A 23,437-nucleotide genomic window follows, 5' to 3' on the forward strand; every position below is an offset into this window, starting at 1 on the left:
AATCAGACCACGGCGACCGGCGAACTACGTCTGGTCGATGGCGCCTACAAGGCCTATGGGCAGAATCTGGATATCCGCCGGGGTCGGCTGATCTTCGCCGGCGGGCCGATCATCGAGCCGGGGTTGGACGTGAAAGCCTCGCGCTACCCGGCTGAGGATATCGAGGTTGGGGTTCGGGTTCGTGGCCCCTTGAGCCAGCCGGAGTTCGAGTTGTACTCCGACCCGACGATGCAGCAGCAGGAGCAACTGTCGTATCTGGTGCTGGGTCGCTCCATGGACCGCAAGTCGGGCGCCAGTGGCACCGAACAGGCGGCGCTGGCCAATGCAGCGTTGGCGCTAGGTCTCAAGGGTGGCGGTTTTCTCGCAAACACCCTGCAGGACAAGGTCGGGCTGGACGAGATCAGCATCGGCGCCCAGGCCGGGGAGTCCAACGACCAGGCCGCGCTGGTCCTGGGCAAGTATCTGTCGCCCAAGCTGTACGTGAGCTATGGCGTGGCGCTGTTCAAACCGGGGCAGAGCTTCCGCCTGCGTTATCTGCTGTCGGACAAGTGGACGCTCAAGACCGAGACCGGAACCCAGACCGGCGGCGATCTGATCTACACCATCGAACGGGACTGATTCGCAGATCCGAAGGCAAGCGTGAACGCCCCGGTTCCGCCGGCGGGCAGCGGCGTACACTTTCATCTCGTCCCGCGCACAAGAGGTTTGCACGTGCACGCCCTGATCACCGGTGGCACCGGCTTTATCGGACATGCATTGATCCTCGAACTGCTGGCCACCGGCTGGCGGTTAACCGTGCTCACGCGTAGTCCCGAGGCCGCCACGCAGTCCCTGCCGGCCGCGGTTCGCTGCGTGTCCGAACTGGATCGCATTCAGTCGCCCGTAGACGCTGTCGTCAATCTCGCCGGCGAGAGTCTGGCTGCCGGCCGCTGGAACGCCCGACGCAAACGGGCATTTTTCGATAGCCGGGTGATGCTGACCAAGGCGCTGGTCGAGTGGATGGGGCGACAGGCAACGCCGCCGTCGGTGCTCATCTCCGGGTCCGCTGTCGGGTATTACGGCGCACAGGGCAATACCCCGCTGGACGAAGCGGCCGATCCGGTGGACGAGTACCAGCACCGGCTCTGCCGAGACTGGGAAGCGGCGGCGCAGAGGGCCCAGGGACTGGGTTCCCGCGTTGTGCGACTGCGCATCGGCGTCGTGCTGGATCAGCATGGAGGCGCGTTGCAGGCGATGCTGCCGCCGTTTCGCTGGGGTCTGGGTGGCTGGCTGGGGCATGGCCGCCAGTGGATGTCGTGGATTCATCGCAAGGATCTCGTTGCCTTAATCCAGCTGGGCTTGTCCGATCCACAGTTCAACGGCGCGGTGAATGCAGTCGCGCCGACGCCGGTGACCAACCGGCATTTTTCCAAGGCGCTGGGTGCCGCGTTGCACCGCCCGGTGGTTTTTCCGGTTCCGGCCTTCGCGCTCAAGCTCATGGTCGGCGAGATGGCGCACTTGCTGCTAACCGGTCAGCGCGTCGTGCCGGTCGCGGCATCCAAGGCCGGCTTCGATTACGAATTCGACACTGTGGAAGCGGCGTTCGCCGATATCTTTGGCTAAGCTGCCAATCCTGAATTGCGGAGACTGAGCATGAACCGATTCCTGTATCTCCTCGCCGTGGCGACCCTGGCGGCTTGTGGTGGTGGCGGCAGTTCAGGGCCATCCGATTGCGGCGTCGTGGGCCAGAACAGCTACGTCTACGATGAGCTTCGAGACAGCTATCTCTGGGCTGACTTTGTTGCGGACGGCGCCGACCCCGCGGATTACGCATCGCCGTCGGCGTTGCTGCAGGATTTAAAGCACTCCCTGGACCAGACCCGGTTCGGCGGCAGCTACAGCTACGTGGCTGACCAGGCCGAGTTCACGTCGTTGCTCAACGAGGGCGAGTTCACCGGCCTGGGCGTTCGTCTGGGGTTCACCGATGCCGATGAACTCACCGCCCTGCTGGTGTTCAGCGGCAGCCCGGCAGCCAACGCCGGCCTCGAGCGAGGTACACGCATTCTGCGTATTGATGGGCAGGTGCCGTCGTCCGACCCTGACCAACCGAATTATTTCGACAGCCTGCTGGGCGCCGATGAGGCTGGCGTGACCGTGGAACTGGAGATTCAGGACCCGGATGCCGCTCAGTCCCGCGTTGTCAGCGTGACCAAGGCCGTCGTCACGATTGACAGCGTGCAAAACGCCCAGGTTTTCGAAACCCCGGGTGGCATGACGGTGGGTTACCTGCTGTTCACCAATTTCTTCACCGAGATCTCGCGAGATGCGCTGCGTGATGCGTTCAGCGATTTCAGCGCCGCGGGTGTGGACGAGTTGATTGTTGACCTGCGCTACAACGGCGGCGGCAGTGTCCGGACGTCCACCGTGCTCGGCAGCCTGATCGCCGGAGGCCCGGTGATCAACAGCGGGAACAACGAGATCTTCACCGACGCGACCGCGAACGATGACCACCCGGAGCTCGGTTTTATCGAACGCTTCTTCGACGAGACGCAGGCGCTGGATCTCGGTCGTGTCGTGGTTATCGGAACCCAGTCCACCGCGTCGGCCAGCGAGTTGGTGATCAACGGTCTTGAACCGTTTCTGGATGTGGTGCTGGTCGGCAGCACAACCTTTGGCAAGCCGGTCGGTCAGCACCCCATGGACTTCTGCGACAAGACTTTGGTCGCCGTGACGTTCCAGACGCTCAACGCTGACGGTCAGGGCGATTATTTTGATGGCATCGCGCCCGATTGCGTTGCTGACGATGATTGGTCAGAACCGCTGAGCTTGGATGCCAATGCCGGCAACGAGGCGTCGATTCAAACCGCACTGGACGTGATCACCACCGGGCAATGCCCGGCGGTAACCAAGCGCGGATCATCTTCGCGTAGCGAGTATCTGAGCGGCGTGCGCGGGCTGATCGGGGCGCACTAATGCTCCCGGGCCGCGTGGTCGCATCAGCTTGGCACCGCTTCGAGCATGACCAGCAGCGCCACCATTGCAGTCGCGGTGACGACTGCGCGCAGTCGCAGGTACCACCAGGGCCAGGCGTGACGCCGGCCCCAGTTGATGTCGGAGAACAGGGTTGCTGCGAACGCGGTAACTAACACGGCGAGCGCAGGAACCGGCCCGACGAGCCAGGCAGGCCAGATGACGAATGGCGGAATGGCGGAGGTCAGATACCGACGGCGGGTGCGCAGTCCCCGCGCATTGACGGCGCCGCCCCATTGCGCGCCGGAGATAAACGCGAGCATCAACACGGCATAGGCAAGCGTCGCGTCGAACAGATGCGGCCCGACCAGGCCGATTTGCAGATGGCTTCCCAGCGCGCCTAGCAGCAACGGCGCCAGGCTCGCCAGACCCAGAGCCCAGGCCAGTCTGGAGCCGGGATTGAGCAGCGGATGGGCGAGCAGCTCGGGCTCGCCGCCGATACAGCGGCCGTGGACGAAGATCAGCGGCAACTGGGCCCAACCACTGCGCTCGCGCAGCATCTCAAAGCTGGCTCGATGCTCGGCGCTGCCCATGCCAAGGATGACAATCCGAAAATCCACGGCGACCAGGCCCAGCCGTCGTTCCAGCGTTCGGGTGTCGGTCAGCTTGGAGGCGATGATCACCACGGGCGTGGTGTCGATTAGTGTTTGCAGCGCGTCCGATTGCATGGGCCGGATGATACCGGCCCCACCGGGTCGCGGGCCGGCAGGTGGAAGATCGGTATCAGGACTGACTGCGGATTACGGCACCTGCACCGGTCCAGGGCACTGAAATCCGATCGGATCTCCGGCCAGGGCGTTGGCGAGCGCATTGGCGGCACGCAACGTGTCCGGTTCGGTGTCCATCAGCGATTCGATCACTGAACGGTAGCTCTCGATCACCGGCCCGAGATAGTCGACCGAGATCTTGTCCGCAGTATCCGATGGCGAGTGATGGAACAGTCCGGCACCGGAGATACCCATGGTCGGGATCTGTAGCGCGTAGGCAGCACGCGCCTCACCCGGATTGAGCGAGCCTGCCGCCGACACCGTTAGCACCTGGGTGGCCACGACATCGGCGAAGGCGGCCAGCACCGTGGGTTCCAGGATCAGGTTTTCGGAGATGAACAAGGCCCGTTGCGTGGCGGCCAGGCCGGTTTCCGTGGGCTGGCCGGCGACTTCGATATAGCCCTTGCTCGCCAGACCGGCGCCGAGGTGGATGTAGGCGGCGACTTTCTCCGGGCCCAGGCATTGCAGCACCCGCTCCTGGCCGAAGCCGAAGACTTCATGTCCGCCGGTGAAGGCGAAGACCACCGTGTACGGCAGCGGTCCGTCGCGGGCGACGCGATCGGCGAGGTAGCGCGCCAGGTAGATCAGGCCCCCCACTCCGGGTCCGCGTTCGGAGCCGACCGTGAACCAGCCGTTTACCGGGGTGCCGATCACCAGATAGTTGTCGCGATCAATGCCTGGAAGAAAGCCGTAGCTGTTGTACGAGAACCCGGTGGGGCCCGGAGGTTGCACGGAGGCATCGACCAGCAGATGCGCGGGTTGCCCAACCAGTTCCACCAGCCGATCGCCGTCGAACTCGCCCACGACCACGGTCGGCAAGGGGCGCAGGCCTTCGATGGTGTTGTAGTTCTGCGCCACCAGTTCGTTGGCCGGGCCTTCGATGGCAACAATGGCGCCGACGGCGCCGTTTTCCGCTGCGAAATCCAGCGCCCGTTGCGCGCCAACGGTTTGTGCGTTGAGCGCCTGTGTCGCCGTGAAGATCACGATCTTGCCGCTGAGATCGCCGGCGCGAAGCCGATCCAGCAGCGAGCCGCCGCCCAGGTCAACAAGCTCGCCGGTCACGCCCTCGGGCGGAGAGATGCCCTGGAAATACCAGGGAAAGACGGCCGGTCTGAACGGTTCGCCGTCCGGCGTACTCACGGATAGGGAGTAGTCGACAGGCTTGAAGACGGGGAACGCAAAGGGCTGCTGCTGCACGTTGACGATGCCATCGATGGCACGCAGCTGGTTCGCCGCCCAGTCGTGCACCACATGACCCAGCCCGCTGCCGGTGCGGGGCCCCGGGATGCACTTGTACCACTCGGTTTCGAGGTCGGTGGTCAGGCATTCATCGAAGTTCGCCGGGTCCAGCACCACATCCAGGTATTCCAGCATGTGGGCATAGGACGTCTCCCCGGCTTCCCCCAGAGGAATGCTCGTTGGTGGCGTCGGGTCGGTGGGGTCGGTCGGTCCCACCGGCGGGGTGCTGTCGTCATCTCCGCCGGAACCGCCCACACAGGCGCTGAGCAGCAGACAGGACAGCAACGTTGGGATTAGTAGTCGTTGTAGCAGCACGCTCATCAGGCCAAGTCAGGGCGAGTTGGGTCGTCAGTCTGGCGGACTCGGCGTATCGATGCTGTCGGTCAGCGGGTCGGACGCGTGTCAGAAAATTCTGTACCTCGCCGATTTCGCCGTGCCGATGCAGTACGCCCGTGACCGCTGCCATAGCCGGCGCGCGAAAATCTGGCAGAGGATGATCCACCCGGTCGCCCACAGAATCGAAAACAGCAGATACGGCCAGCGCTGTTCCAGGCCCCGGGCCAACGCATCGAACAGTGGTATCGGCAACATGACCAGAAACAGCAAGGTCGCCGAACGGCACACGGTGAGCCAGAAGCGCGTGACTTTCAGCATCTGCGCGCGTATTGCCCAGGGCCGTACCGGCACCGTGCCACGCTGTCGGCGGTAGGCGCCGAAGATCGCCAGAAAATACGCGGCGATGCCGATGGCGAGCGTGATGATGGCGACCCGCTCGAACGGCCGGTCGACGATGGTCCAGGCCCAGGCCAGCGCCATCAATGCGAAGGGGGCACAGATGAGCTCTGATCCCATGTACCAGCGCACCCAGCGCGATCGCTTTCGGAGGCGGTCACCGAGCGCAGCGGCGTGGTTCGGAGCGCCGGTCGGCGACGAATCGCCATCCACCGACTGCCACAGTTGTTGCATGGAGTCCCAGTCGCTCATTGATCTGTCTCCCCGGACAGCTTGTCCGTTAGCGCTTTACGGGCGCGGTTCAGGCGTACACCGACCAGATTGCTGCTGATGTCCAGCACCTCGGCCATCTCCGCGTAGCTGAGTCCTTCCAGGGCCAGCGTGACCAGCTGCCGCTGGCCCAGGGGCAGTTCACGCACGGCCCGGAGCAGGCGGTCGGCTTGCTCCTGACGCTCGGCCGCGCGTAGCGCCGTGTCCGTGGCACTGCCCAGTTCGGGCATCTCGGAAGTGACCCGTGGTTGCCGGGCCTGGGTCATCGCATGCGAGGCGCCGCGGTTGTGGGCGATGCGCAGGATGAAGGTGCGCGGCGAGGCATCGCCGCGATACCGTGGCCAGGCTTTCCAGATCGCGACCAGCATGTCCTGCACCAGGTCTTCGCAAAGTCCCTGGTCGCGCTCGTAGGATGCGGCAACACGCTGGATGGCCGGGCCGAACTCGGACACCAGTGCCGGGAAATCGCTCACCTGGGCTGCCGTCACCGCGATCTGGTCACAGGCCGCGCAGCATGCGTTCCGATCCGTACAGGCGCGCGGTGATCAGCACGCAGACCAGCCCCGCGCCGACCACCACCGAGGTGGCGATACCAAACGAGAGCAGGTCCGGCGGGACCTCACGCAGCGCGTCGCTGAGCAGTTGTTGCTGGCCCAGCACCGGCACCGCGAACATCCAGGGTTCTGCGTCCAGCTGCAAAAAGCTGACCGCCATGGCCGGCACCATCGGTACGAACATCAGCAGCGACAGGTAGGTCTGGGCTTCCTTGAACGACTTGGCATAACTGGCCGCGAGCATCTGCAGGCCGGAGGCCAGCAACGCCAGTGGCGCGATCAGCGCGAACATCGTCAGCACGGACTGCGGCGTGGGCTGGTAGCTAATGCCCAGCTCCCCCAGCGGCGCCATCGGCAGCAGTATGCCCATCGCCGTCAGCGTGAGCGCCACGCCGAACAGCCCGTAGCCGGCGGCCACCAGCCATTTGCCGACGACCAGGCTGAATGCCGAGACGGGCTGTACCAGCAGCGCCTCCAGCGACCGGCGTTCGCGTTCGCCGGCCGTGGCATCAATGCACACGTGCATGCTGCCGAAGAAGGCGGCGATCAGCACGAAGACCTGAAAGCCGCTGAGCACCAGCGCGGCCCGGTCGGCCCGGCTGGCAACGTCACGCCGCTGCATCTCGATGGGTTGCGCGGCCTGCGGCGACACGCCCAGGGCCATCAGGCGCAGGCTGGCGAGCTCCCCGCTCCAGACCGCCATGGCCTGTTCCACGCGCCGAGCCATGCTCTGACTGCTGGTTTTCGAGGTGTCCAGCACCAGCTCGATCTGGGCTGGCTGGCCGGCGCGCAGGCTGGCCTGGAAGTCAGCCGCGGGGCGCAGGATTGCATCGTGGTCGCCGATGGCTTGCAGGATGTCGAGTTCGGGGTCCAGCGTCTCCAGCTCGAAGCCCTGCTCCTGCAGGTGCGCGGCCAGTCCTGGCGCGCGGTCGAGGTGCTGGACGGCGACGGTCTTTTCGTTGCGGGTCTCGTTCTCGACCAGCGCCGTGAACGCGGCCAGCATCATCACCGGTCCCATGAGCGAGTAGCCGACGAGTGTCATGATCGAACGCGGATCGCGGCGCGCGTCCACGAATTCCTTGCGGGCCACAGCCCAGAGCTGGCGCATCATGCGGCGACTCCGATGAGTTGAACAAAGGCATCTTCCAGTCGCGACTGACCGGCCTGGCGACAGAGCTCGGCAGGGCTGCCGGCTGCCTTGACGATGCCGTCATCGACGATTACCAGGTGGTCGCAAAGCTCCTCGACCTCCTGCATCACATGGCTGGAGAAGACGATGCAGCAACCCGCCGAGCGCAGCGTTCGCAGGTGATCACGCAGGCCGCGCGTACTCATCACGTCCAATCCCCGGGTGGGTTCGTCCAGTACCAGATTCTGCGGCCCGTGCAGCAGCGCACGCGCCAGACCGACCTTCATGCGCTCACCGGCCGAGAAGCCTTCGACGCGGCGATCGAGCAGCGCCTCGATCTGCAGCTGCGCGGATACCGCACCGATAGCCTGATCCAATGCCCGGCGATCCAGCCCGTGCAGACGACCGAAGTACGCCAGATGCTCGCGCGTGGTCAGCCGCGCGTACAGGCCGAACTGGTCCGGCAGCACGCCCAGGCGCCGGCGTGCGGCCTGGGGCTGGCGGGCGACGTGTATGCCGTCGATCGTCACCTGGCCGATATCGGGCCGCAGCAAGCCCTCGACACAGCGCATGGCGGTGGTCTTGCCGGCGCCGTTGGGCCCGAGCAGTCCGGTGATTGCGCCGTCGGGCGCTTCGAAGCTCACGTCCTGCACGGCCTGCACCTTGCCGAAGCGCTTGGCGAGTTGTTGTGCCTGAATCATTCGGAAATCTCCGGGCCGGTCGCGTCGATGAAGAAGGCCTTGGGCTGGATCTGGTCTACGCAGCCGGTGTCCAGGCTCGCGGTGTCGGCTGAGTCGATGAACTTGGCCGTGAGCTGCGGGATGCAACCGCGCGAACTGGCGATGTGGGCGGCGCCCTGCACTTCCAGCACGCGGGCATGGCTGAGCGTTCTGGCGGCCTGATGGGCGGTGTACGGCGGTGTGACCGGATCCCAGGACCCCGTGATCAGCAGGCTGGGGATGTCGCTGGTCACCGGATCATGAAAATCCTCCGCCACCGCGTGCCGGGGCCAGACCGAACAGGCGGCCTGCCAGAACTGGAAGATCTGATCACCAAGAAAGGACGTCGACTCCTCACTGCCGACACCGTCGGAAGGCAGCGTGCCAATGTCCTCGGAGCAAAGCACCGACAGCATCATGCCGAAGGCCAGATCGTCCAGCGTGCCGGAGTTGAAAGCCTCCGAGGCCGCGTAAAGGGGAGCATATCGGCCCTCGTATGCCTGCATCACGGTGTACGGCAGCACGCGGATCATGGCATCGCTGTAGAGCATGCCCCGCACCGCTGAACTCATGCGCAGCGCGTTGAAGCTGACCGCTCGCGTGGCGCCGGTGAGTGGATGCGCGAGATCGTCGGTATGCGGGCGCGCGTCCAGCCGGTTCAGCAATTGGTTGAACCGCCTGGGCACGGTGGGAAAGGCCTGGGCGCAGCCGGATTCCGCCGCGCAGGCCTCGAACACCCGTTGCAGGGCGCGATCCGCATCGGCCCCCATGCTGGCGCCGATGATCCAGTCCGTCGGCGCCACGGAGTCCAACACCAGGGTGCGGGTCACGTCGGGGTAGCGGCGGGCGTAGACCAGTGCGGCACGGCTACCCCAGGAGCCACCCCACAGATTGAGTTTGGGCGCGCCCAGGTGCTGGCGCAGGCGTTCCAGATCATCGGCCACCGCTTCGCTGCCATAGGCGGTCAGGTCGGCATCCAGCGCGTCGCGGCAGGCGATGGTGTCGGCGATCACCCGTTCGCGGTCGGCGACGAAATCCTCATCCTCGACCGGGCAGGCCAGCTTGCCGGAGTGCCCGGTGCCACGCGGGTCGATGACGATGACATCGCGATCGACATTGGCCGCATCCAGCAGCCTGGCTGCGATCGGTACGATGGACCGGCCGGACTGGCCCGGCCCGCCCGGGATGACGACAACCGGATCGGCCGCAGGCGTGGCCGACCGCGCCGGCAGGCGGACAAACGCCATGTCGATCGTCGGGCCGTCGGCGGCGTCGTGATGCACGGGAACGGCCAGGCTGCCGCATTCCACGCGGCTGCTCAGCCCATCCACAAAACAGGGCGAGGTCAGACCGGCGGCGGTCATGGCGAGAATCGAAAGCGACAGCAAGGGGGCACCCCAATATCGGAACGGGTCAGAGCTTTACTAGTCTGCGCGGTGCACCGTTTTATTACATCCGCCCGGCCGTCGGCGTTCGCGGGCACCCCGCCCAGCGGTTCCAGTCCCGTGGCAGCCGTGCACAATGCAGCTGTTGATGACGACCCGCACAAGCGATCCATGCCGTTCCTGCCCCGATCTGAAGACGACGCCAGCCACGTGAATGGGGCACCGATCGGTGTGTTCGACTCCGGCGTGGGCGGTCTTTCCGTGCTGCGCCACATTCACGAGATGCTGCCGCGGGAAGATCTGATCTATCTGGCCGACGCGGCCTATGCGCCCTATGGCGGCCGCAGCGGCGACGAGATCACGGCGCGTGCACGCGTGGTCTGCGGATGGCTGGTCGAGCAAGGAGCCAAGGCTGTCGTGGTCGCCTGCAATACCGCGACCGTGGTGGCGGTGGCTTCGCTGCGCGCGGAGTTCGATATTCCCATCGTGGCGATGGAGCCGGCGATCAAGCCGGCGGCATTGATGACCCGTAGCGGCGCGGTGGGTGTGCTGGCCACCGAACGGACCTTGGCCAGCGAACAGTTCCAGGACCTGGTGCAGCGCTACGCCAATGGTGCGCGCATCGTGGCGCAGCCCTGCCCCGGTCTGGTCGAGTTGGTTGAACGCGGACACCTGGACCCGGCGCGCACCATGCCGTTGCTGTCGCGCTACTTGCAGCCCTTGCTGGACGAACACATCGATGTGCTGGTGCTGGGGTGTACGCACTACCCGTTCCTGTTGCCGACCATAAGCCACATGACCGGGTCCGGCGTCACCATCATCGACCCGGCGGTCGCGGTGACCCAGCAACTGCGCCGCCGGCTGGCTTCGGATGCCGGCATGGCGCCGCATAGTGGGGCCGGTGTGCTGCGCTTCTTCACCTCCGGAGTGCCCGATGTCGTCGGTCCGGTGATCGAACTGCTATGGCAGGCGCCGGTTCAGCTGAGGCAGGTCCTGGCGCCTCACCACGCCTGAGGGGAGCACCGATCGTATACTGCCCCGCAGCGTGCTTAGGGGGTGGGCTAATCGAATGTGGGTGATCGTGATCGAAGACTCGCGGGGCCAAGAGAAGGCGCGCTGCGAGCTTTGCGAAGGCGAGGTTTCGCTGGGCCGGGCGCCCGGCTGTGAGCTCCGGGTCAACCACCCGGCGATCTCGCGTCGCCATGCAAGTTTCGCCGTGGTCGACGGGTGCCTCTGGGTGGAGGATCTCGGCAGTTCCAACGGTGTCTTTGTCGATGGCGTCCCGATTGGTCAGCGCATCTCGCTCGCGCCGTCGCAGCGTGTGGCGGTCGCGGATTTGCGGGTTCGAATCCGCAACGAGGGCGCGCCGGCCGCGCCTGCGACCAGACCGGCTGGTTTCACGCTGATACCGATGGCCGAACCGCAGGGGTCGCCGGCGGGTCCGCTCCAGCGCAGAGAAAGCCCGCATGCACCGCAACCCGCCGACAGCCTGCTAGATCACAAGATCAACAGCATTCGTTCTCACAGGGATGCAGTGCAAAGCGAAGCCGCGCAGCGGCAGCAGGCGTTCGAGACGGCCTGGACACAGACGCTGGATGAGTTGCGTCGATTGAAGGCGCGTCTGCGAGAGGATCAACGTATCGGCTATTTCACGTTCAGCCGCGATACGCGCGAGGTCGCGGTAAAGTTCAAGTTGTCGCCCGGCGATCGCCGGGCGCCCTTGCTGATGTTTTCTCGCGGTCATCCTGAGCGCCGGGTCGGAGGCGACGAACGCATCTGGGTTCGTGACCTGGATCAGAACGAATCCCATTACGCTGATCCCGCCGAGGCGTTGTCGGAGTTTCTGACATTGGTCGCTGCGCGGTTGGCGTGAACGCCAGCGATGAGTCCATCAAGCTGCTCCGTACCCGGCCGATACCCGATCAGTATCTGCCCGGAGACTCTCGCCATGGACAAAGCGCTCGCAGCGGTTGCCGCCGTCCGCAATGCGATCATCGACACCGTCAACGCCTGTGCGATCCCGTCTGGCGGGTGCCTGCATGTCGCCGCGTTACGCGGCCACCTGGGGCCGCTGCCGGTCAGGGCCTCGGATTTCACCGATGCGCTGTCTTCGCTGGTCCAGACCGGCGTGTTTCGTACGCGGGTGGACCGTGAAGGGTTGCTGCTCGAACTCACCGAAAGCGGCGCCGCACTGGTGTACGCCCCGCCCTCGTTGCCACGCCCCAGCGACTGGATCGAGGCGTTTCGCCAGATGCGTTCGCAGCGCGACATCCTGCGGCGACCGGCAGCGAATGACGGCCTGCGGTTTGGGCGGCGGATGGATGACCGGACCGGCCCGCGAGCGGTTGTTGGTTAGCGGCTGCGCTGCGCAGCCAGCGCGCAGAACCAATCAATGTACTGCGTGTGACCGCCGGGCAGAATGAGGTTGGGCCGTAGCGGATCTTCCGGATCGCTAATGCCTCGCATCGCGGCGACCGCCACCGCGCGGTCTCCATGTGCCTGCTGCAGCCCGGCGGCATCGACACCGGGGCGGCGGACCTCGCCGGCGCTGCTGTCCACGTAGACCACGGCATTGTCGGTTCCGAAACGCTCGCCCAGCGCCTGCACCAGGGTCAAGAAGCCGCGGTCACTGCCGCCGCGCTGGTAGCGGGTCTGCTTGCCGTCTGCCTGCGGATAGGCGGTGACGGTGTCCCCCACCCCGACCATGCGCGGCATCCAGGCCGGATCGAACCGTTCCTGGGCTAACGCCAGCAACTGGTCGTGGTCCTGCGGTGCGTCCCGTGCATTGAAGCCCTCGCCCAGCGGCCAGTGTCCGGTGAGTCGATGTGCGTAGTGATTGAGAATCACCAGCACGCCGACCTCCTTGATCGCCCCCTTGAGCATGAACTGGAAGTCCGTGGTGCCCGCGTTGTCGCCGTCGGCGAATTTGACCAGCTCATCGCCGCAGGCATCGCGGCCCAAATTGGGGGCGTAGTGCACGAAAAACGAGTCCGCCAGTCCGCGTTCGGCGGCGGTGGTTAGCAGCCTGTCGATCAGTTCCGCCGTGCGCCGCTGCGCATGGAGGTAGCGGTCGGGTGTATCGACGAATCGATGGTGCACCGGGTTGAGATTCACGGTAGGCGATGCCGGGTTGTCCAGCACGCAGGTGCTGGCGAGCGCGACGGCCTCGTCTGTCGGCAGCGCAAAAGGGGCCTGGGTGAGCATTTCGATCAGGAACTGCTCGGCCTGGTCAGGCACTGCCCGCAGAAACGCGAGTTCGGCATCGCTGACGCCGGGGTGGCTGACGGCACCGAAGCGATCCTGCAGCTGCACGCCGCCCGCGGCGAGGCCTGGCAGGTACAGGCCCTGCTCGGCGGCCAGGGTCTCCGACGCCAGGGCGCCGTGGATGAGCTGGTTCACGCCGCGGCGGCCGATATGTTCGCCATTGGTCAGCACGTAGAACGCGCCGTCCAGGCGTCTGGCCGCGTCGATGTAGCGGCGTTCCAGCTGACGGGTCAGCGGATCGCGAACCAGGCCCATGCACACGCCATCGAGGTCCTGGATGATCAGCAGGGTGTCGCTGGCGGCCAGTTCCTCCAGAAACCACGTGGCGTCCAGCGAGTATTGCGGTAGCGGATTGCTCATGGGGGCGATGGTAACGTCGCGGCCCCTGCCTAGGACATGCTGGCCTGCAGCTGCGCATGGCGCTGACGGTCCAGCGGGAAATTCCACACCACCGGCACCACGCATAGCTTGATGACCACCGGCACCACGGCGTAGAGCAGGCCCAGCGTCCACAACGCGGTGTCGTCGTTGTCGATCTTGGCGTCGAAGCCGGCCAGATCGAGCACCGGGAAGGCCAACCCCACCCCCAGCGCGATCGCGAGCTTGGTCGCAAGCCCCCAGAGCCCGAAGTAAAGCCCCGCGCGGCCGCCGCCGCCGGCCGCGGTGTCCTCGTCGATCACGTCGGCCTGGATGGAGGCCGGAATCGCCTGATCCACGCCCAGGCAGGCGCCGCCCAGCACGCAGATCACCAAATACGGAACCAGGTCGCCCGTACCGAGGAAGGGGGCGAAGATGAACACGCCCGAGACCCAAAGCATCGATGCACACCACAGCCGGTGTTTGCTCCAGTGCCGACCCACCCATAGCCAGATGGGTAGGCCCAGCACCGCGGACAGGAAGTACACCACCAGCGCGAAGCCCAATTCCGCCTGCGACGCCTCCAGGCGGTGCTCGACAAAGAACACGAACAGCACGGCCGGCAGGGCGTTGGCGAAGCCGTTGAGCAGGTAGGCGATGAGCAGGCGGCGAAACGGCCGGTTTTGCGTCAGCAGGCGCACGCCATTGCGCAGATTCAGACCGGCGTGGCCGTCACGCTGGCGTTTCGGTTCGCGGACGCCGATCAGCAGCACCAGCAGGCACAGCGGCAAGGACACCAGCAAAAACCAGTAAAGGGCTTCCAGGCCGTCGCCGGTGTCGCCGCCCCGCTGCATCAGCACGTTCGGCAGGATGATCGCGATCAGCGTGCCGACCACGGCAAAGATTTCGCGCGCGGCCGTCACCCGGGAGCGCTCGTCGTAGTCGGCCGACAGTTCGGCGCCCCAGGTCTGGTACGGCAGCATGATCATGCTCCAGCCCAGATAGGCGATGAGTGACCAGCCCAGCAGGTAAAGCCAGGTCGCGGTTTGCGGTGGCGTGAACAGCGCCCAGGCGCCGAGAAGCAACACCGGTGTACCCAGCACGATCCAGGGCCGCCGTCGGCCGAACCGGCTGCGCGTGTGGTCGGAGGCCCAGCCGACACCCAGGTCGGTGACCAGGTCCCAGAGCCGGGCGCCGAACAGCAGCGCGCCGACCAGTCCCGTGGTCAGCGCCGGTAGCTGCGCGTAATACGCCGGCAGAAAGATCGCCAACGGCAGCAGCAGGGCCGTGAGCGGCATGCCCAACGCGCCATAGGCGGCGAGCTGGCGAGTGCTCAGCGAGCCCGCCATCGGATCTCCTTGGTCGCTGGTGTCAGTCGCTGTGGCGCAGGGCGATATGCATCACGTCGATGCGTCCGTCCTCGAACCCGCATTCGCAGTACGCCAGATAGTAGCGCCACATCCGCAGGAAGCGCTCATCGAATTGTCCGACGATGGCCGAGCGGTGCTCCAGCACCTGGTCATGCCAGCGGCGCAGCGTTTCGGCGTAATGCGGGCCGAAGAAGGTCGGATTGTCCGTCGTCAACCCGGCTCGATGCGCGCTGCGCTGAAACACGCTGGGGCTGGCGAGCATGCCACCGGGAAAGATGTACTTCTGGATGAAGTCGATGCGACTCCGGTAGTCGTCGAAATGCTGCTCATCGATGGTGATGCCCTGCAACACGGCGACACCATCGCGCTTCAGCACTTCACGAATGGTGTTGAAATAGGTGGGCCAGTAGTCCTCGCCCACGGCTTCGTACATTTCGATCGATACCACGCGATCGAATTGCTCGTGCAGGTCGCGGTAATCCTGCAGCCGGAATTCGACCCGGTCAGCAACCCCGGCCTGCTCGGCGCGGCGACGGGCTTCGGCGAGCTGCTCGTCGGATAGCGTGATGCTGGTGACCCGGCAGCCCGTGGTCTGCGCCGCATGGATGGCGAAGCCGCCCCAGCCCGAACCGATCTCCAGCAGGTGATGGTCGGCCTGCAGGTCCAGCCGGTCGAGCATGCACTGGTACTTGCGGCGCTGGGCGGCGGCGAGGTCTTCCTCCATCGGATCGAAGACGGCGGCCGAATAGGTCATCGTCTCGTCCAGCCACAACTCGTAGAAGTCGTTCCCCAGGTCGTAATGTGCTTGGATGTTGCGTCGGCTTCCCGCCTTGGTATTGGCCCGCATGGCGTGCAGGGTGCGACCGATCCAGTGCGTGACCGGGTTGCGATCGTAGGGCCCGCGGTAATGCGCCTGATTGAGCATCAGCACATGCAGGGTCTCGGCCAGGTTGGGCGAATCCCAGTCGCCGTCCAGGTAGGACTCGGCAAAGCCGGTGGCGGCGCCAAGAATGGATTTGCGCAAAACCGCCCCGCTGCGCAGGCGCAGATGCCCTTGCGGCCCCGGCTGATCGCCGGTGAACCGGCGCTTGCTGCCATCCGGCAGCGTGACGTCCAGCTGGCCGATCTTCAGACCCTTGAGCATCCACAGCATCGCCGCGATGGCGAGGCCGGGGGCTGCGGTCGGGTGCGGATTCGAGTCCCGTACATCCCGCAAGCTCAACGTCGGTTGCTCCTGATTCATCCTGTGCTCTCCTCATGCGGCGGTGCGGGTTTGGGCCGATACCCGGCGCCGCGCAGCCAAAGCTTCAATGCCTGCCAGTGAATGCCGATCACCACCCCCAGTGTGTGAAACGGCATCGCCAGCATTAACCGCGCAATGCCAGCGTCGGTCAGGGGTTGGCGTTGTCCCGACAGCGTCGCCGTCAGAATCGGTGTCTCATCCTTGTATTCGTTGATGATCACCTGCGCGGATTCAGCCGGGGCGGTGAACTCGAAACGATAGGTTCCGGCCACGTCGAGAAATGGCGATACGTGGAAGCGCTTGCTGCGATCAAAATGCTGATCGAGATTCAAAGGCTCACCGTGTTGATGAATCACGTAACTGTGCATCTCGCCGAAGGTATTCCGCACCTCAGCGACGATTGCGCGCAGCGCGCCGTCGCGGTCGCTGCAATAGAACAGGCTGATGGGGTTGAACACATAGCCGAACACCCGCGGCAGGCACAGCAGGTGGATCGGGCCGTCATCCAGCTCGATGCCGTGCCGGGCTGCGATGGCGGTCACCCACGGCCGCAAGGGGCCATCACGCCGGTGGCCGTGGTCGCGATCAAAGAACGAGAGCAGGTTCCAGCGGTTATAACTGAACAGGCGGCGGCCCCGGGCGGCATCGTCCACATGATCGATGTCCAGCCATAGGTAAAAGATACGGTAGACAAAGCGGTAAAGAGGCGCGACATGACGGCGGTGCATGGTGCGCATGCTGTAAAGCGCGGCCGTCATATCAGTGGCCGGCGTTTTCCCAAGGGGGCGTAGCGCCCAGCGCCCGCGCCGCGTTCAGGCCCGAGGTGAACCCATCTTCGTGAAACCCATAGCCGGTCCAGGCGCCGCACCACCAGATGCCGCGCCGGCCCTGAATCTCCGGAAGCCGCGCCTGGGCCTGCATCGTCTCCGGGCTGTACTGCGGATGCGTGTACACGGTTTCGTAGAGGACTCGTTTAGGGTCGGGCTCGCGAATCGGATTTAAGGTGACGAAGTACTCTTCCTCAGTGTCCAGTGCCTGCAGGCAATTCATCCAGTACGACAGGCAAACGGCCTGATTGTCCAGCCGGTCGGCTGATTGCAGCACGTTCCAGCTTGACCAGGTTAGCTTGCGCCGTGGCATCAGTTTGCGATCGGTGTGCAAGACCGCGCGATTTTCTGCGTAGCGTATCTGGCCGAGCACGGCGGCCTCGGCCTCGTCAGCGTCCGCGAGCAGCCGCGCGGCAATGTCGCCATGCACGGCACACACCACGGCGTCGAAGTGCTCTGTCGAATGCTCGCTGGTGACTTCGACGCCCTCGTCGAGGCGCCGGATCGACGTGACCGTCGTCTCCAGCCGCAATTCGCCGGCAAAGTCCGTCAGCATGGCGTCGACATAACGTTGGCTGCCGCCGGATATCGTCCGCCACTTCGGGCGGCGGAAGACATTGAGCAGGCCATGCGAGTCGAAGAAGCGGGCGAAGGCCGGGAACGGAAACTGGCGCGTCTCGCTTGCCGGCATGGACCAGATCGCCCCCGCCATCGGGCACAGAAAGCGGCGCTGGAACTCGGAGGAATAACCATGGGCGTCAAGAAACTCGCCCAGGGTGCTATCGGGCAGCTGGTTGGTCGTCAGCAGCCCCTTGGTGTGCCGGAAGAACCGCAGGATATCGCGCAGCATGCGCCAATGTGCCGGGCTGAACAGCAAGCGCAGCTGTGCGAACAGGCCGAGCAGGCGTCCGCCACCGGAGAACTCCAGCGCACCCTGGCCAGCGCTCAGCGCGAAAGACATGCGGCTGGGCTGGGTGCGCACATCCAGACACTCGAGCATGCGAATCAGGTTCGGGTAGTTCACCGGGTTGTGCACGATGAACCCGGTGTCGATGCCCACCGGTCCGTCCGGCGTGTCGACGGCCACGGTGTTGGTGTGTCCGCCCGGCCTGGCGCTGGCCTCGAACAGGATGACCTCGTGTTGGCGGGATAGCGCCCAGGCGGCGCCAAGCCCCGCGACGCCGGATCCGATGACGGCGATCCGCATGCGTGGTGAACTCCTTAAACAGGTTGGTTACAGCGGAATTCGCTCGCGGGCCAGGATTGGATTCAATCGGTTGTCGATGATTTGAACAATGGTTGTAGAGCCGGCCAGGCGTGCTCCAGCAAGCGCGGTTGCGCACCGGCGTTGGGATGGATGCCGTCCGGCAGGAATGCATCCTGTGACAATGCGATCGGTTCCAGAAAAAACGGCAGCAAGGCTGCGCCCGTGGCCTCGGCGACGTCGGCGTAGCTCTGGTGGAACGCCTGGGCGTAGGCCGGGCCATAGTTACTGGGGATGCGCATGCCGAGCAGGGCCACGCGCGCACCGGCGGCCTGGCCGAGCTGGACCATCGATTCCAGGTTGTTGGTCATCGCTGCCGTTGGCTGGCCGCGTAGGCCATCATTGCCCCCGAGTTCGATGATCAGAATGTCGGGCCTGTGCCGCTCCAGCTGGGCGGGTAGCCGACGCAGGCCGCCCGCGGTGGTTTCACCGGAGACGCTGGCGTTGACGATGCGGTGTGGATAGCCTGCCTGCCGCACCCGCTGCTGGAGCAGATGCACCCAGCCGTCATCGCGGGGAATGCCGTAGGCCGCGGACAGGCTGTCACCGAAGATCAGCGCGACAGGCGCGTCGTTTGCGACGGCCGTCTGCGCAGCCAACATCCATACGACGATGAGCCATGCAGAGGATAAGCGCTTGAGCACCATGATCCGTGCCGAACAAGTGGTCCAAGAGGTTAGCAGTGGACAGGAAATCCTGACCATTCTCGACCAGGTGGATCTCGAGATCTCGACGGGCGAGACGCTGGCGATTGTCGGTGCGTCCGGGGCGGGCAAATCCACCTTGCTGGGCTTGCTGGCGGGCCTGGATCTGCCCACGCGGGGCCGCATCTGGCTCGACGGTCAGGCCTTGCATGACATGAGCGAAGATGAGCGTGCCCGCGCGCGTGCCGGGCGCGTGGGCTTCGTGTTCCAGTCGTTTCAGCTGCTACCGGCGCTGACCGCATTGGAGAATGTGCTGCTGCCGCTGGAACTGGCCGGCATCGGTGATGCCCCGGCGCGGGCGCGCTCCGCGCTGGATCGTGTCGGTTTGTCGCCGCGGCTGGCGCATCGTCCGCGTCAGCTGTCCGGCGGGGAGCAGCAGCGCGTCGCGCTGGCCCGTGCCTTCGCGCCGCAGCCGGCAGTGCTGTTCGCCGACGAGCCCACCGGGAATCTCGATGCCGACAATGGGCGCAAGGTTGCCGATCTGTTGTTCGATATGAACGCCCAAAGCGGTACCACGCTGGTCCTGGTGACCCACGACCTGGGCCTGGCAGGTCGCTGCGGTCGGCAATTGAGCATGCAGGACGGTCGTTTGCACGAAGCCATGCCCGCATGAGACGGCCAGACGGCGATCAGGTTCTGCTCATTGTCGCCATGGCGGTGGCGGTGGCCTCCGCCAGTGCAGTGGCGTTCTTTTCAGCCCGGATCGATGCGGCGATGTCGCGTCAGGCCGGCGAGGCGATCGCCGCCGATCTGCGCACCCGCGACAGCCAGCCCATCGCCCAGTCCGTCGAGCAGCAGGCGCTGGACCTGGGACTCGACACGGCGCGGACGGTGACCTTCCCCAGCGTTGTCATCGCAGGTGAGCGCTCCGCGCTAGCCGGCATCAAGGCTGTTACCGACGGCTATCCGTTGCGCGGCGAATTGCGGGTCGCCGACAAGCCGTTCGGTGCGGAGCGCATTCAGCAGCATGGCCCGCCGGCCGGTGAAGCCTGGGTCGATCCAAGGCTGTTCGCCGAACTCGGAATTGCGCTTGGCGACGAGGTGCAGCTGGGGGCGCTGCGCGTCGGGGTGACGCAGGTGCTCGCCTACGAGCCCGACCGGGGCGGCGGATTCACCACCCTGGCGCCGCGGCTGCTGCTGCACGCCGATCAGCTTGATGCCACCGAGCTGCTGGGGCCCGGCAGCCGTGCCAGTTTCAGCCTGTTGGTCGCAGGCGAAGTCGCTGCACTGGACGCCTTGCAGACGAACACCACCTCGCAGCTGGCCGCGGGCCAGCAATGGACATCGGCTGAACAAGCTCGGCCGGAACTCGAGGATGCACTGGGTCGCGCCCGCCGCTTCCTGGGTCTGGCGGCCTTGTCCGCGGTGCTGCTGGCGGGCGTCGCCATGGCCTTGTCCGCGGTGCAGTACGCCGCCCGTCAGCGCGACGCGGTCGCCCTGCGAAAAACGCTGGGTGCGACCGGCGCCATGATCCTGCGCGAAGAGTTGCGCCGCCTGCTGGTTCTGGGCGTGAGTGGTGGCTTGCTAGGCCTCATGTTCGGTTACATCGGGCAGTGGGTGCTGGTGCGCATTCTCGGGGACCTGGTGCTGATGAGCCTGCCCGCGCCGCCGCTATGGCCGGCCTTGCCTGCGCTGGCGACGGGCGCCGTGGCGCTGGTCGGTTTTGGTCTGCCGCCGCTGGCTCGCCTGCGGCGCGTCCCGCCGATGCGCGTGTTGCAGCAAACCCTGGGGCCGCCGCCCGCATCGGTCTGGGGCGCGGGCCTGGTCGCGGCGCTGGCCGTGGGCGTGCTGCTGGTCTGGCAGGCTGGCGAAGCTCGGCTGGCGCTGATCGTCTTTGCCGGCGCCGCGCTGGCACTGGGGGCCTTGGCGGCGGCGGCTGCGGCGCTGACCTGGGCCGTGGAACGCCTGCGGCATCGCAGCGGCGCGGCCTGGCGCTATGGCCTGGCGAATATCGCCCGCCGCCGCGCCGACGCGATTCTGCAACTGGTCGCCGTGGGTACCGGCATGACCGTATTGCTGCTGCTCGTGGTGGTCCGCGGCGACTTATTGGCGACCTGGCGTGACAGCCTGCCTGACGACGCGCCGAACGTGTTCCTGATCAACATCCAGCCTGACCAACGGGATACCGTGCGCGCGTTCTTTGCCGACCGCGAGCTGGGCGAGGCGGTGCTGCACCCGATGGCGCGCGGGCGGTTGCTGGCGGTGAACGGCAGCGCCGTGGATTCGGAGGACTACAGCGATCCTGATGCGCAGCGCCGGCTGGAGCGCGAGTTCAATGTGTCCTGGACCGATGCCATCGGCGCGGACAACGAAACCATCGATGGTCAGTGGTGGGGCGAAGCGGGCCACGGCCAGTCGTGGATATCGATCGAGGAATCGATGATCGAATCCTATGGGTGGGCGCTCGGTGACGAGCTGCGCTTCGATTTCGCGGGCCAGACAGTGGATCTGGAGGTGGTGCACAGGCGCAAGGTCGAGTGGGATAGCTTCAGCGTTAATTTCTTTCTGCTGGTGCCGCCCGGACTGCTGGACGATGTCGGTGCGACCTGGCTGACCAGCGTGCATCTGCCGCCTGCGGGCAAGACGGAATTGCTGGATTTGATCCGCCGTGAACCGAATATCACCGTGTTTGATGTGGACGCGCTGATGGCTCAGGTACGGCGTGTGATGGATCGCGTCAGCCTTGCGGTCGAGGCCGTGTTCGCACTGACCTTGCTGGCCGGTTTGATCGTGCTGGTTGCGGCATTGCAGGGCACGCGACAGGCGCGGCGTCATGAAGCCGCCCTGCTTCGCACGCTGGGTGCATCGCGCCAGGTGCTGCGCCAATCGCTGTTCACCGAGTTCGGTGTGCTGGGCTGCCTGTCGGGGTTATTGGCCGCGGGGTTCGCACAGGTCATCGCCTGGGTGCTGGCACAGGCGGTTTTTGACATCAGTTACGCGGCCAGTCCACTGCTGTGGCTGGCGGGCCCGGTGGGCGGGATCGTCGTCATGACGCTCGCGGCGCTGGCGGGGATTCGCGGCGTGGCCGGGCAACCGCCCCTTGCGACCCTGCGTTGAGCCGGGCAGATTAGCCACCGCATGGATAGCAACTCTCCGCCTCGGGAATTACTGCAGGGCATCCTCGACGTTGCGCAGGATCTCAATGGTGCCGTTCGATCGGATGGCACCGTGGTCTTCGTCAGCTCGGCGATGACGACCCTCATCGGTTGGGAGCCATCCGACGTCGTCGGCATCACGCTGTTCCGCTTTATCGCTCAGGAAGACCACGCTTCGGTGCAGTCCGCGCTGACGACGGTGGCCGCCGGAACACCCATCCAGTTTCGCTGCCATATACGCGACCGGCGTGATCAGAAGCGCCTGGTCGAGGTGCGGGCGCGGCCACTGGTGCTGAACGAGGATGTCTATGCCGTGTTCAGCGCCCGGGATACCACGGACGTGGAGCATGCCGAGCGTGCGCGGGCCGAAAGCGAGGTGCGGTTCCGGCGACTAATGGATGCGTCACCCGACGCCATGGTCGTGCTGCAGGACGGCAAGATCGCGTTCGCGAACGCCACGGCAGTCAAGATGTTCGGTGCGGGTACCAAGGATCATCTGATCGGCCGGTTCATGGAAGAACTCGTGCACCCGGACGATCTGAACGAGACCATGGAGCGCGTGCGCCGCATCGGCGGCGGCGAGATGCTGGAGCCACAGGTGCGGCGCATACTGCGCGCAGATGGTAGCCAGGTTTGGGCGGAATCCCGCGGTACTGCGGTGAGCTTCAAGAGCCGCCCCGCCGTGCTGTCGATTATCCGCGAGGTCGACGACGACCCCGGGCACGAGGGTCGCTTCCAGCAATTGGTTTCGCAGCTGCGCGCCGCCAACGCGGAACTGACCCAGTTCGCCGACACCCTGACGCGCGATCTCCACGAACCCCTGCGCATGATTGGTGGTTATTTGCAGCTGCTGCGCCGGCGTCATGGCGACGACATCGGCGAGGAATCGTTGGACTATATCGACACGGCGGTGCTGGGCGTCCGCCGCATTGAATCCCTAATCAACGATCTGAAGGAATTCTCGCGCATCCACACCCATGGCCGATCACTGCGGCCGTTGTCCCTGGAGACCGTTGTGGTTGCCGCGCAGCGTCGGATGGCCTCGCAAATCGAGTCAGCCGGATTGCGCTGCATGCATGAGCCGCTGCCCACGGTGTTGGGCGACGAATCGCAACTCGTTCGGGTGTTTTGTCATCTCTTCTCCAACGCCATCAAATACGGCCCGGCATTGGAGGCCCCGACGGTCCAGGTAAGCGTGAAGCGCCAGGGCAAGGACTGGGAGGTGGAGGTCAAGGACAACGGCATCGGCATCGATCCGCATCACCAGGATCGGGTCTTCGAGGTTTTTCGCCGGTTGCAGCCTCACGGCCGGGCCGAAGGCAGCGGCATCGGGCTGGCGACCGTCAAGCGCATTATCGAACGCCACCGCGGGCGCATCTGGGTGCATTCGACGCCCGGTCAGGGCAGCAGTATCTACTTCACCTTGCCGGCGTCACAGGATTCGCCAGATTAGCGGCAGTGGCCGTCCTGCTGTCGTTTCGCTATGCTCCCGGCCCCTTTTTTCAAGAT

22 protein-coding genes are annotated in these 23,437 nt (G+C 65.4%); 9 read left to right on the forward strand and 13 right to left on the reverse strand.

Annotated features, from left to right (window positions below):
* From ACE1EY_RS05905 to ACE1EY_RS05915, 3 genes are all read left to right on the forward strand, one after another.
* On the forward strand, positions 1–618 hold a 618-nt coding region (locus tag ACE1EY_RS05905), incomplete at its 5' end, for a translocation/assembly module TamB domain-containing protein (protein ID WP_370299689.1).
* Positions 619–711: 93 nt separating this feature from the next.
* On the forward strand, positions 712–1,602 hold the full coding sequence (locus ACE1EY_RS05910; RefSeq protein ID WP_370299690.1) for a TIGR01777 family oxidoreductase: 891 nt from the start codon (positions 712–714) through the stop codon (positions 1,600–1,602).
* Between the two features lie 30 nt (positions 1,603–1,632).
* A complete protein-coding gene (locus ACE1EY_RS05915; protein WP_370299691.1) occupies positions 1,633–2,952 on the forward strand; it encodes a S41 family peptidase in 1,320 nt (439 codons plus the stop codon).
* 23 nt (positions 2,953–2,975) lie between these two features.
* On the opposite strand, the gene ACE1EY_RS05920 is transcribed toward ACE1EY_RS05915, so the two are convergent.
* The 7 genes from ACE1EY_RS05920 to ACE1EY_RS05950 form a co-directional block, all read right to left on the reverse strand.
* Positions 2,976–3,677 carry a DUF3429 family protein gene (locus ACE1EY_RS05920; protein ID WP_370299692.1) on the reverse strand — a complete coding sequence of 234 codons (702 nt, stop codon included), beginning with the start codon at positions 3,675–3,677 and terminating at the stop codon, positions 2,976–2,978.
* A gap of 72 nt (positions 3,678–3,749) precedes the next feature.
* Positions 3,750–5,336 (reverse strand): M28 family metallopeptidase, encoded by a 1,587-nt coding sequence (locus ACE1EY_RS05925; RefSeq protein WP_370299693.1) that lies wholly within the window; start codon positions 5,334–5,336, stop codon positions 3,750–3,752.
* Between the two features lie 81 nt (positions 5,337–5,417).
* Complete coding sequence (locus ACE1EY_RS05930) at positions 5,418–5,999, reverse strand: hypothetical protein (RefSeq protein ID WP_370299694.1); 582 nt, start codon at positions 5,997–5,999, stop codon at positions 5,418–5,420.
* A complete protein-coding gene (locus ACE1EY_RS05935; RefSeq protein WP_373928053.1) occupies positions 5,996–6,490 on the reverse strand; it encodes an RNA polymerase sigma factor in 495 nt (164 codons plus the stop codon). The genes ACE1EY_RS05930 and ACE1EY_RS05935 overlap by 4 nt, the downstream gene beginning before the upstream one ends.
* Positions 6,491–6,515: 25 nt before the next feature.
* Positions 6,516–7,682 carry an ABC transporter permease gene (locus ACE1EY_RS05940; protein WP_370299696.1) on the reverse strand — a complete coding sequence of 389 codons (1,167 nt, stop codon included), beginning with the start codon at positions 7,680–7,682 and terminating at the stop codon, positions 6,516–6,518.
* The gene (locus ACE1EY_RS05945; RefSeq protein WP_291513073.1) at positions 7,679–8,401 is read right to left on the reverse strand and encodes an ATP-binding cassette domain-containing protein; all 723 of its coding nucleotides are present in this window, start codon (positions 8,399–8,401) and stop codon (positions 7,679–7,681) included. Before ACE1EY_RS05945 ends, ACE1EY_RS05940 begins: the two co-directional genes overlap by 4 nt.
* Positions 8,398–9,783 carry an alpha/beta fold hydrolase gene (locus ACE1EY_RS05950; RefSeq protein ID WP_370299697.1) on the reverse strand — a complete coding sequence of 462 codons (1,386 nt, stop codon included), beginning with the start codon at positions 9,781–9,783 and terminating at the stop codon, positions 8,398–8,400. Before ACE1EY_RS05950 ends, ACE1EY_RS05945 begins: the two co-directional genes overlap by 4 nt.
* Before the next feature lie 141 nt (positions 9,784–9,924).
* Here ACE1EY_RS05950 and murI point away from each other — a divergent pair, with 141 nt between their 5' ends.
* The 3 genes from murI (at position 9,925) to ACE1EY_RS05965 (ending at position 12,160) form a co-directional block, all read left to right on the forward strand.
* Entirely contained in the window at positions 9,925–10,818 is an 894-nt protein-coding gene (gene murI / locus ACE1EY_RS05955) for a glutamate racemase (RefSeq protein ID WP_291513075.1), read from the forward strand.
* A 67-nt stretch (positions 10,819–10,885) separates the two neighbouring features.
* Entirely contained in the window at positions 10,886–11,677 is a 792-nt protein-coding gene (locus ACE1EY_RS05960; RefSeq protein ID WP_373928054.1) for an FHA domain-containing protein, read from the forward strand.
* 75 nt (positions 11,678–11,752) lie between these two features.
* Entirely contained in the window at positions 11,753–12,160 is a 408-nt protein-coding gene (locus tag ACE1EY_RS05965; protein WP_370299699.1) for a hypothetical protein, read from the forward strand.
* Here ACE1EY_RS05965 and stpA read toward each other — a convergent pair.
* The 6 genes from stpA to ACE1EY_RS05995 all read right to left on the reverse strand — a co-directional run bounded on the left by stpA (position 12,157) and on the right by ACE1EY_RS05995 (position 18,731).
* Complete coding sequence (gene stpA, locus ACE1EY_RS05970) at positions 12,157–13,428, reverse strand: glucosylglycerol 3-phosphatase (protein ID WP_370299700.1); 1,272 nt, start codon at positions 13,426–13,428, stop codon at positions 12,157–12,159. The genes ACE1EY_RS05965 and stpA overlap by 4 nt on opposite strands.
* A gap of 29 nt (positions 13,429–13,457) precedes the next feature.
* On the reverse strand, positions 13,458–14,774 hold the full coding sequence (locus tag ACE1EY_RS05975) for an MFS transporter (protein WP_370299701.1): 1,317 nt from the start codon (positions 14,772–14,774) through the stop codon (positions 13,458–13,460).
* A 22-nt stretch (positions 14,775–14,796) separates the two neighbouring features.
* A complete protein-coding gene (locus ACE1EY_RS05980) occupies positions 14,797–16,038 on the reverse strand; it encodes a cyclopropane-fatty-acyl-phospholipid synthase family protein (RefSeq protein ID WP_291513080.1) in 1,242 nt (413 codons plus the stop codon).
* Complete coding sequence (locus tag ACE1EY_RS05985) at positions 16,035–16,796, reverse strand: DUF1365 domain-containing protein (protein WP_291513081.1); 762 nt, start codon at positions 16,794–16,796, stop codon at positions 16,035–16,037. Before ACE1EY_RS05985 ends, ACE1EY_RS05980 begins: the two co-directional genes overlap by 4 nt.
* Position 16,797: 1 nt before the next feature.
* A complete protein-coding gene (locus ACE1EY_RS05990; RefSeq protein ID WP_370299702.1) occupies positions 16,798–18,072 on the reverse strand; it encodes an NAD(P)/FAD-dependent oxidoreductase in 1,275 nt (424 codons plus the stop codon).
* Between the two features lie 62 nt (positions 18,073–18,134).
* Entirely contained in the window at positions 18,135–18,731 is a 597-nt protein-coding gene (locus ACE1EY_RS05995) for an arylesterase (protein ID WP_370299703.1), read from the reverse strand.
* A 43-nt stretch (positions 18,732–18,774) separates the two neighbouring features.
* On the opposite strand from ACE1EY_RS05995, the gene ACE1EY_RS06000 reads away from it, so the two are divergent.
* Genes ACE1EY_RS06000 through ACE1EY_RS06010 form a run of 3 tightly spaced genes read left to right on the forward strand, consistent with a single transcriptional unit; the run spans position 18,775 to position 23,381 of the window.
* On the forward strand, positions 18,775–19,446 hold the full coding sequence (locus tag ACE1EY_RS06000; protein ID WP_370299709.1) for an ABC transporter ATP-binding protein: 672 nt from the start codon (positions 18,775–18,777) through the stop codon (positions 19,444–19,446).
* On the forward strand, positions 19,443–21,890 hold the full coding sequence (locus ACE1EY_RS06005; RefSeq protein ID WP_370299704.1) for an ABC transporter permease: 2,448 nt from the start codon (positions 19,443–19,445) through the stop codon (positions 21,888–21,890). The genes ACE1EY_RS06000 and ACE1EY_RS06005 overlap by 4 nt, the downstream gene beginning before the upstream one ends.
* A gap of 21 nt (positions 21,891–21,911) precedes the next feature.
* A complete protein-coding gene (locus tag ACE1EY_RS06010; protein WP_370299705.1) occupies positions 21,912–23,381 on the forward strand; it encodes a PAS domain S-box protein in 1,470 nt (489 codons plus the stop codon).
* Positions 23,382–23,437 lie beyond the last annotated feature (56 nt).

It is taken from the genome of Abyssibacter sp. (assembly GCF_964229365.1).
Taxonomy (GTDB): domain Bacteria; phylum Pseudomonadota; class Gammaproteobacteria; order Nevskiales; family OUC007; genus Abyssibacter.

Coding starts and splice junctions, on each gene's coding strand:
- ACE1EY_RS05915 (WP_370299691.1), top strand. CDS start 1,633: ATGAACCGATTCCTGTATCTCCTCGCCGTGGCGACCCTGGCGGCTTGT.
- ACE1EY_RS05920 (WP_370299692.1), bottom strand. CDS start 3,677: ATGCAATCGGACGCGCTGCAAACACTAATCGACACCACGCCCGTGGTG.
- ACE1EY_RS05925 (WP_370299693.1), bottom strand. CDS start 5,336: ATGAGCGTGCTGCTACAACGACTACTAATCCCAACGTTGCTGTCCTGT.
- ACE1EY_RS05930 (WP_370299694.1), bottom strand. CDS start 5,999: ATGAGCGACTGGGACTCCATGCAACAACTGTGGCAGTCGGTGGATGGC.
- ACE1EY_RS05940 (WP_370299696.1), bottom strand. CDS start 7,682: ATGATGCGCCAGCTCTGGGCTGTGGCCCGCAAGGAATTCGTGGACGCG.
- ACE1EY_RS05945 (WP_291513073.1), bottom strand. CDS start 8,401: ATGATTCAGGCACAACAACTCGCCAAGCGCTTCGGCAAGGTGCAGGCC.
- ACE1EY_RS05950 (WP_370299697.1), bottom strand. CDS start 9,783: ATGACCGCCGCCGGTCTGACCTCGCCCTGTTTTGTGGATGGGCTGAGC.
- ACE1EY_RS05965 (WP_370299699.1), top strand. CDS start 11,753: ATGGACAAAGCGCTCGCAGCGGTTGCCGCCGTCCGCAATGCGATCATC.
- stpA (WP_370299700.1), bottom strand. CDS start 13,428: ATGAGCAATCCGCTACCGCAATACTCGCTGGACGCCACGTGGTTTCTG.
- ACE1EY_RS05975 (WP_370299701.1), bottom strand. CDS start 14,774: ATGGCGGGCTCGCTGAGCACTCGCCAGCTCGCCGCCTATGGCGCGTTG.
- ACE1EY_RS05980 (WP_291513080.1), bottom strand. CDS start 16,038: ATGAATCAGGAGCAACCGACGTTGAGCTTGCGGGATGTACGGGACTCG.
- ACE1EY_RS05985 (WP_291513081.1), bottom strand. CDS start 16,796: ATGACGGCCGCGCTTTACAGCATGCGCACCATGCACCGCCGTCATGTC.
- ACE1EY_RS05990 (WP_370299702.1), bottom strand. CDS start 18,072: ATGCGGATCGCCGTCATCGGATCCGGCGTCGCGGGGCTTGGCGCCGCC.
- ACE1EY_RS05995 (WP_370299703.1), bottom strand. CDS start 18,731: ATGTTGGCTGCGCAGACGGCCGTCGCAAACGACGCGCCTGTCGCGCTG.
- ACE1EY_RS06000 (WP_370299709.1), top strand. CDS start 18,775: ATGATCCGTGCCGAACAAGTGGTCCAAGAGGTTAGCAGTGGACAGGAA.
- ACE1EY_RS06005 (WP_370299704.1), top strand. CDS start 19,443: ATGAGACGGCCAGACGGCGATCAGGTTCTGCTCATTGTCGCCATGGCG.
- ACE1EY_RS06010 (WP_370299705.1), top strand. CDS start 21,912: ATGGATAGCAACTCTCCGCCTCGGGAATTACTGCAGGGCATCCTCGAC.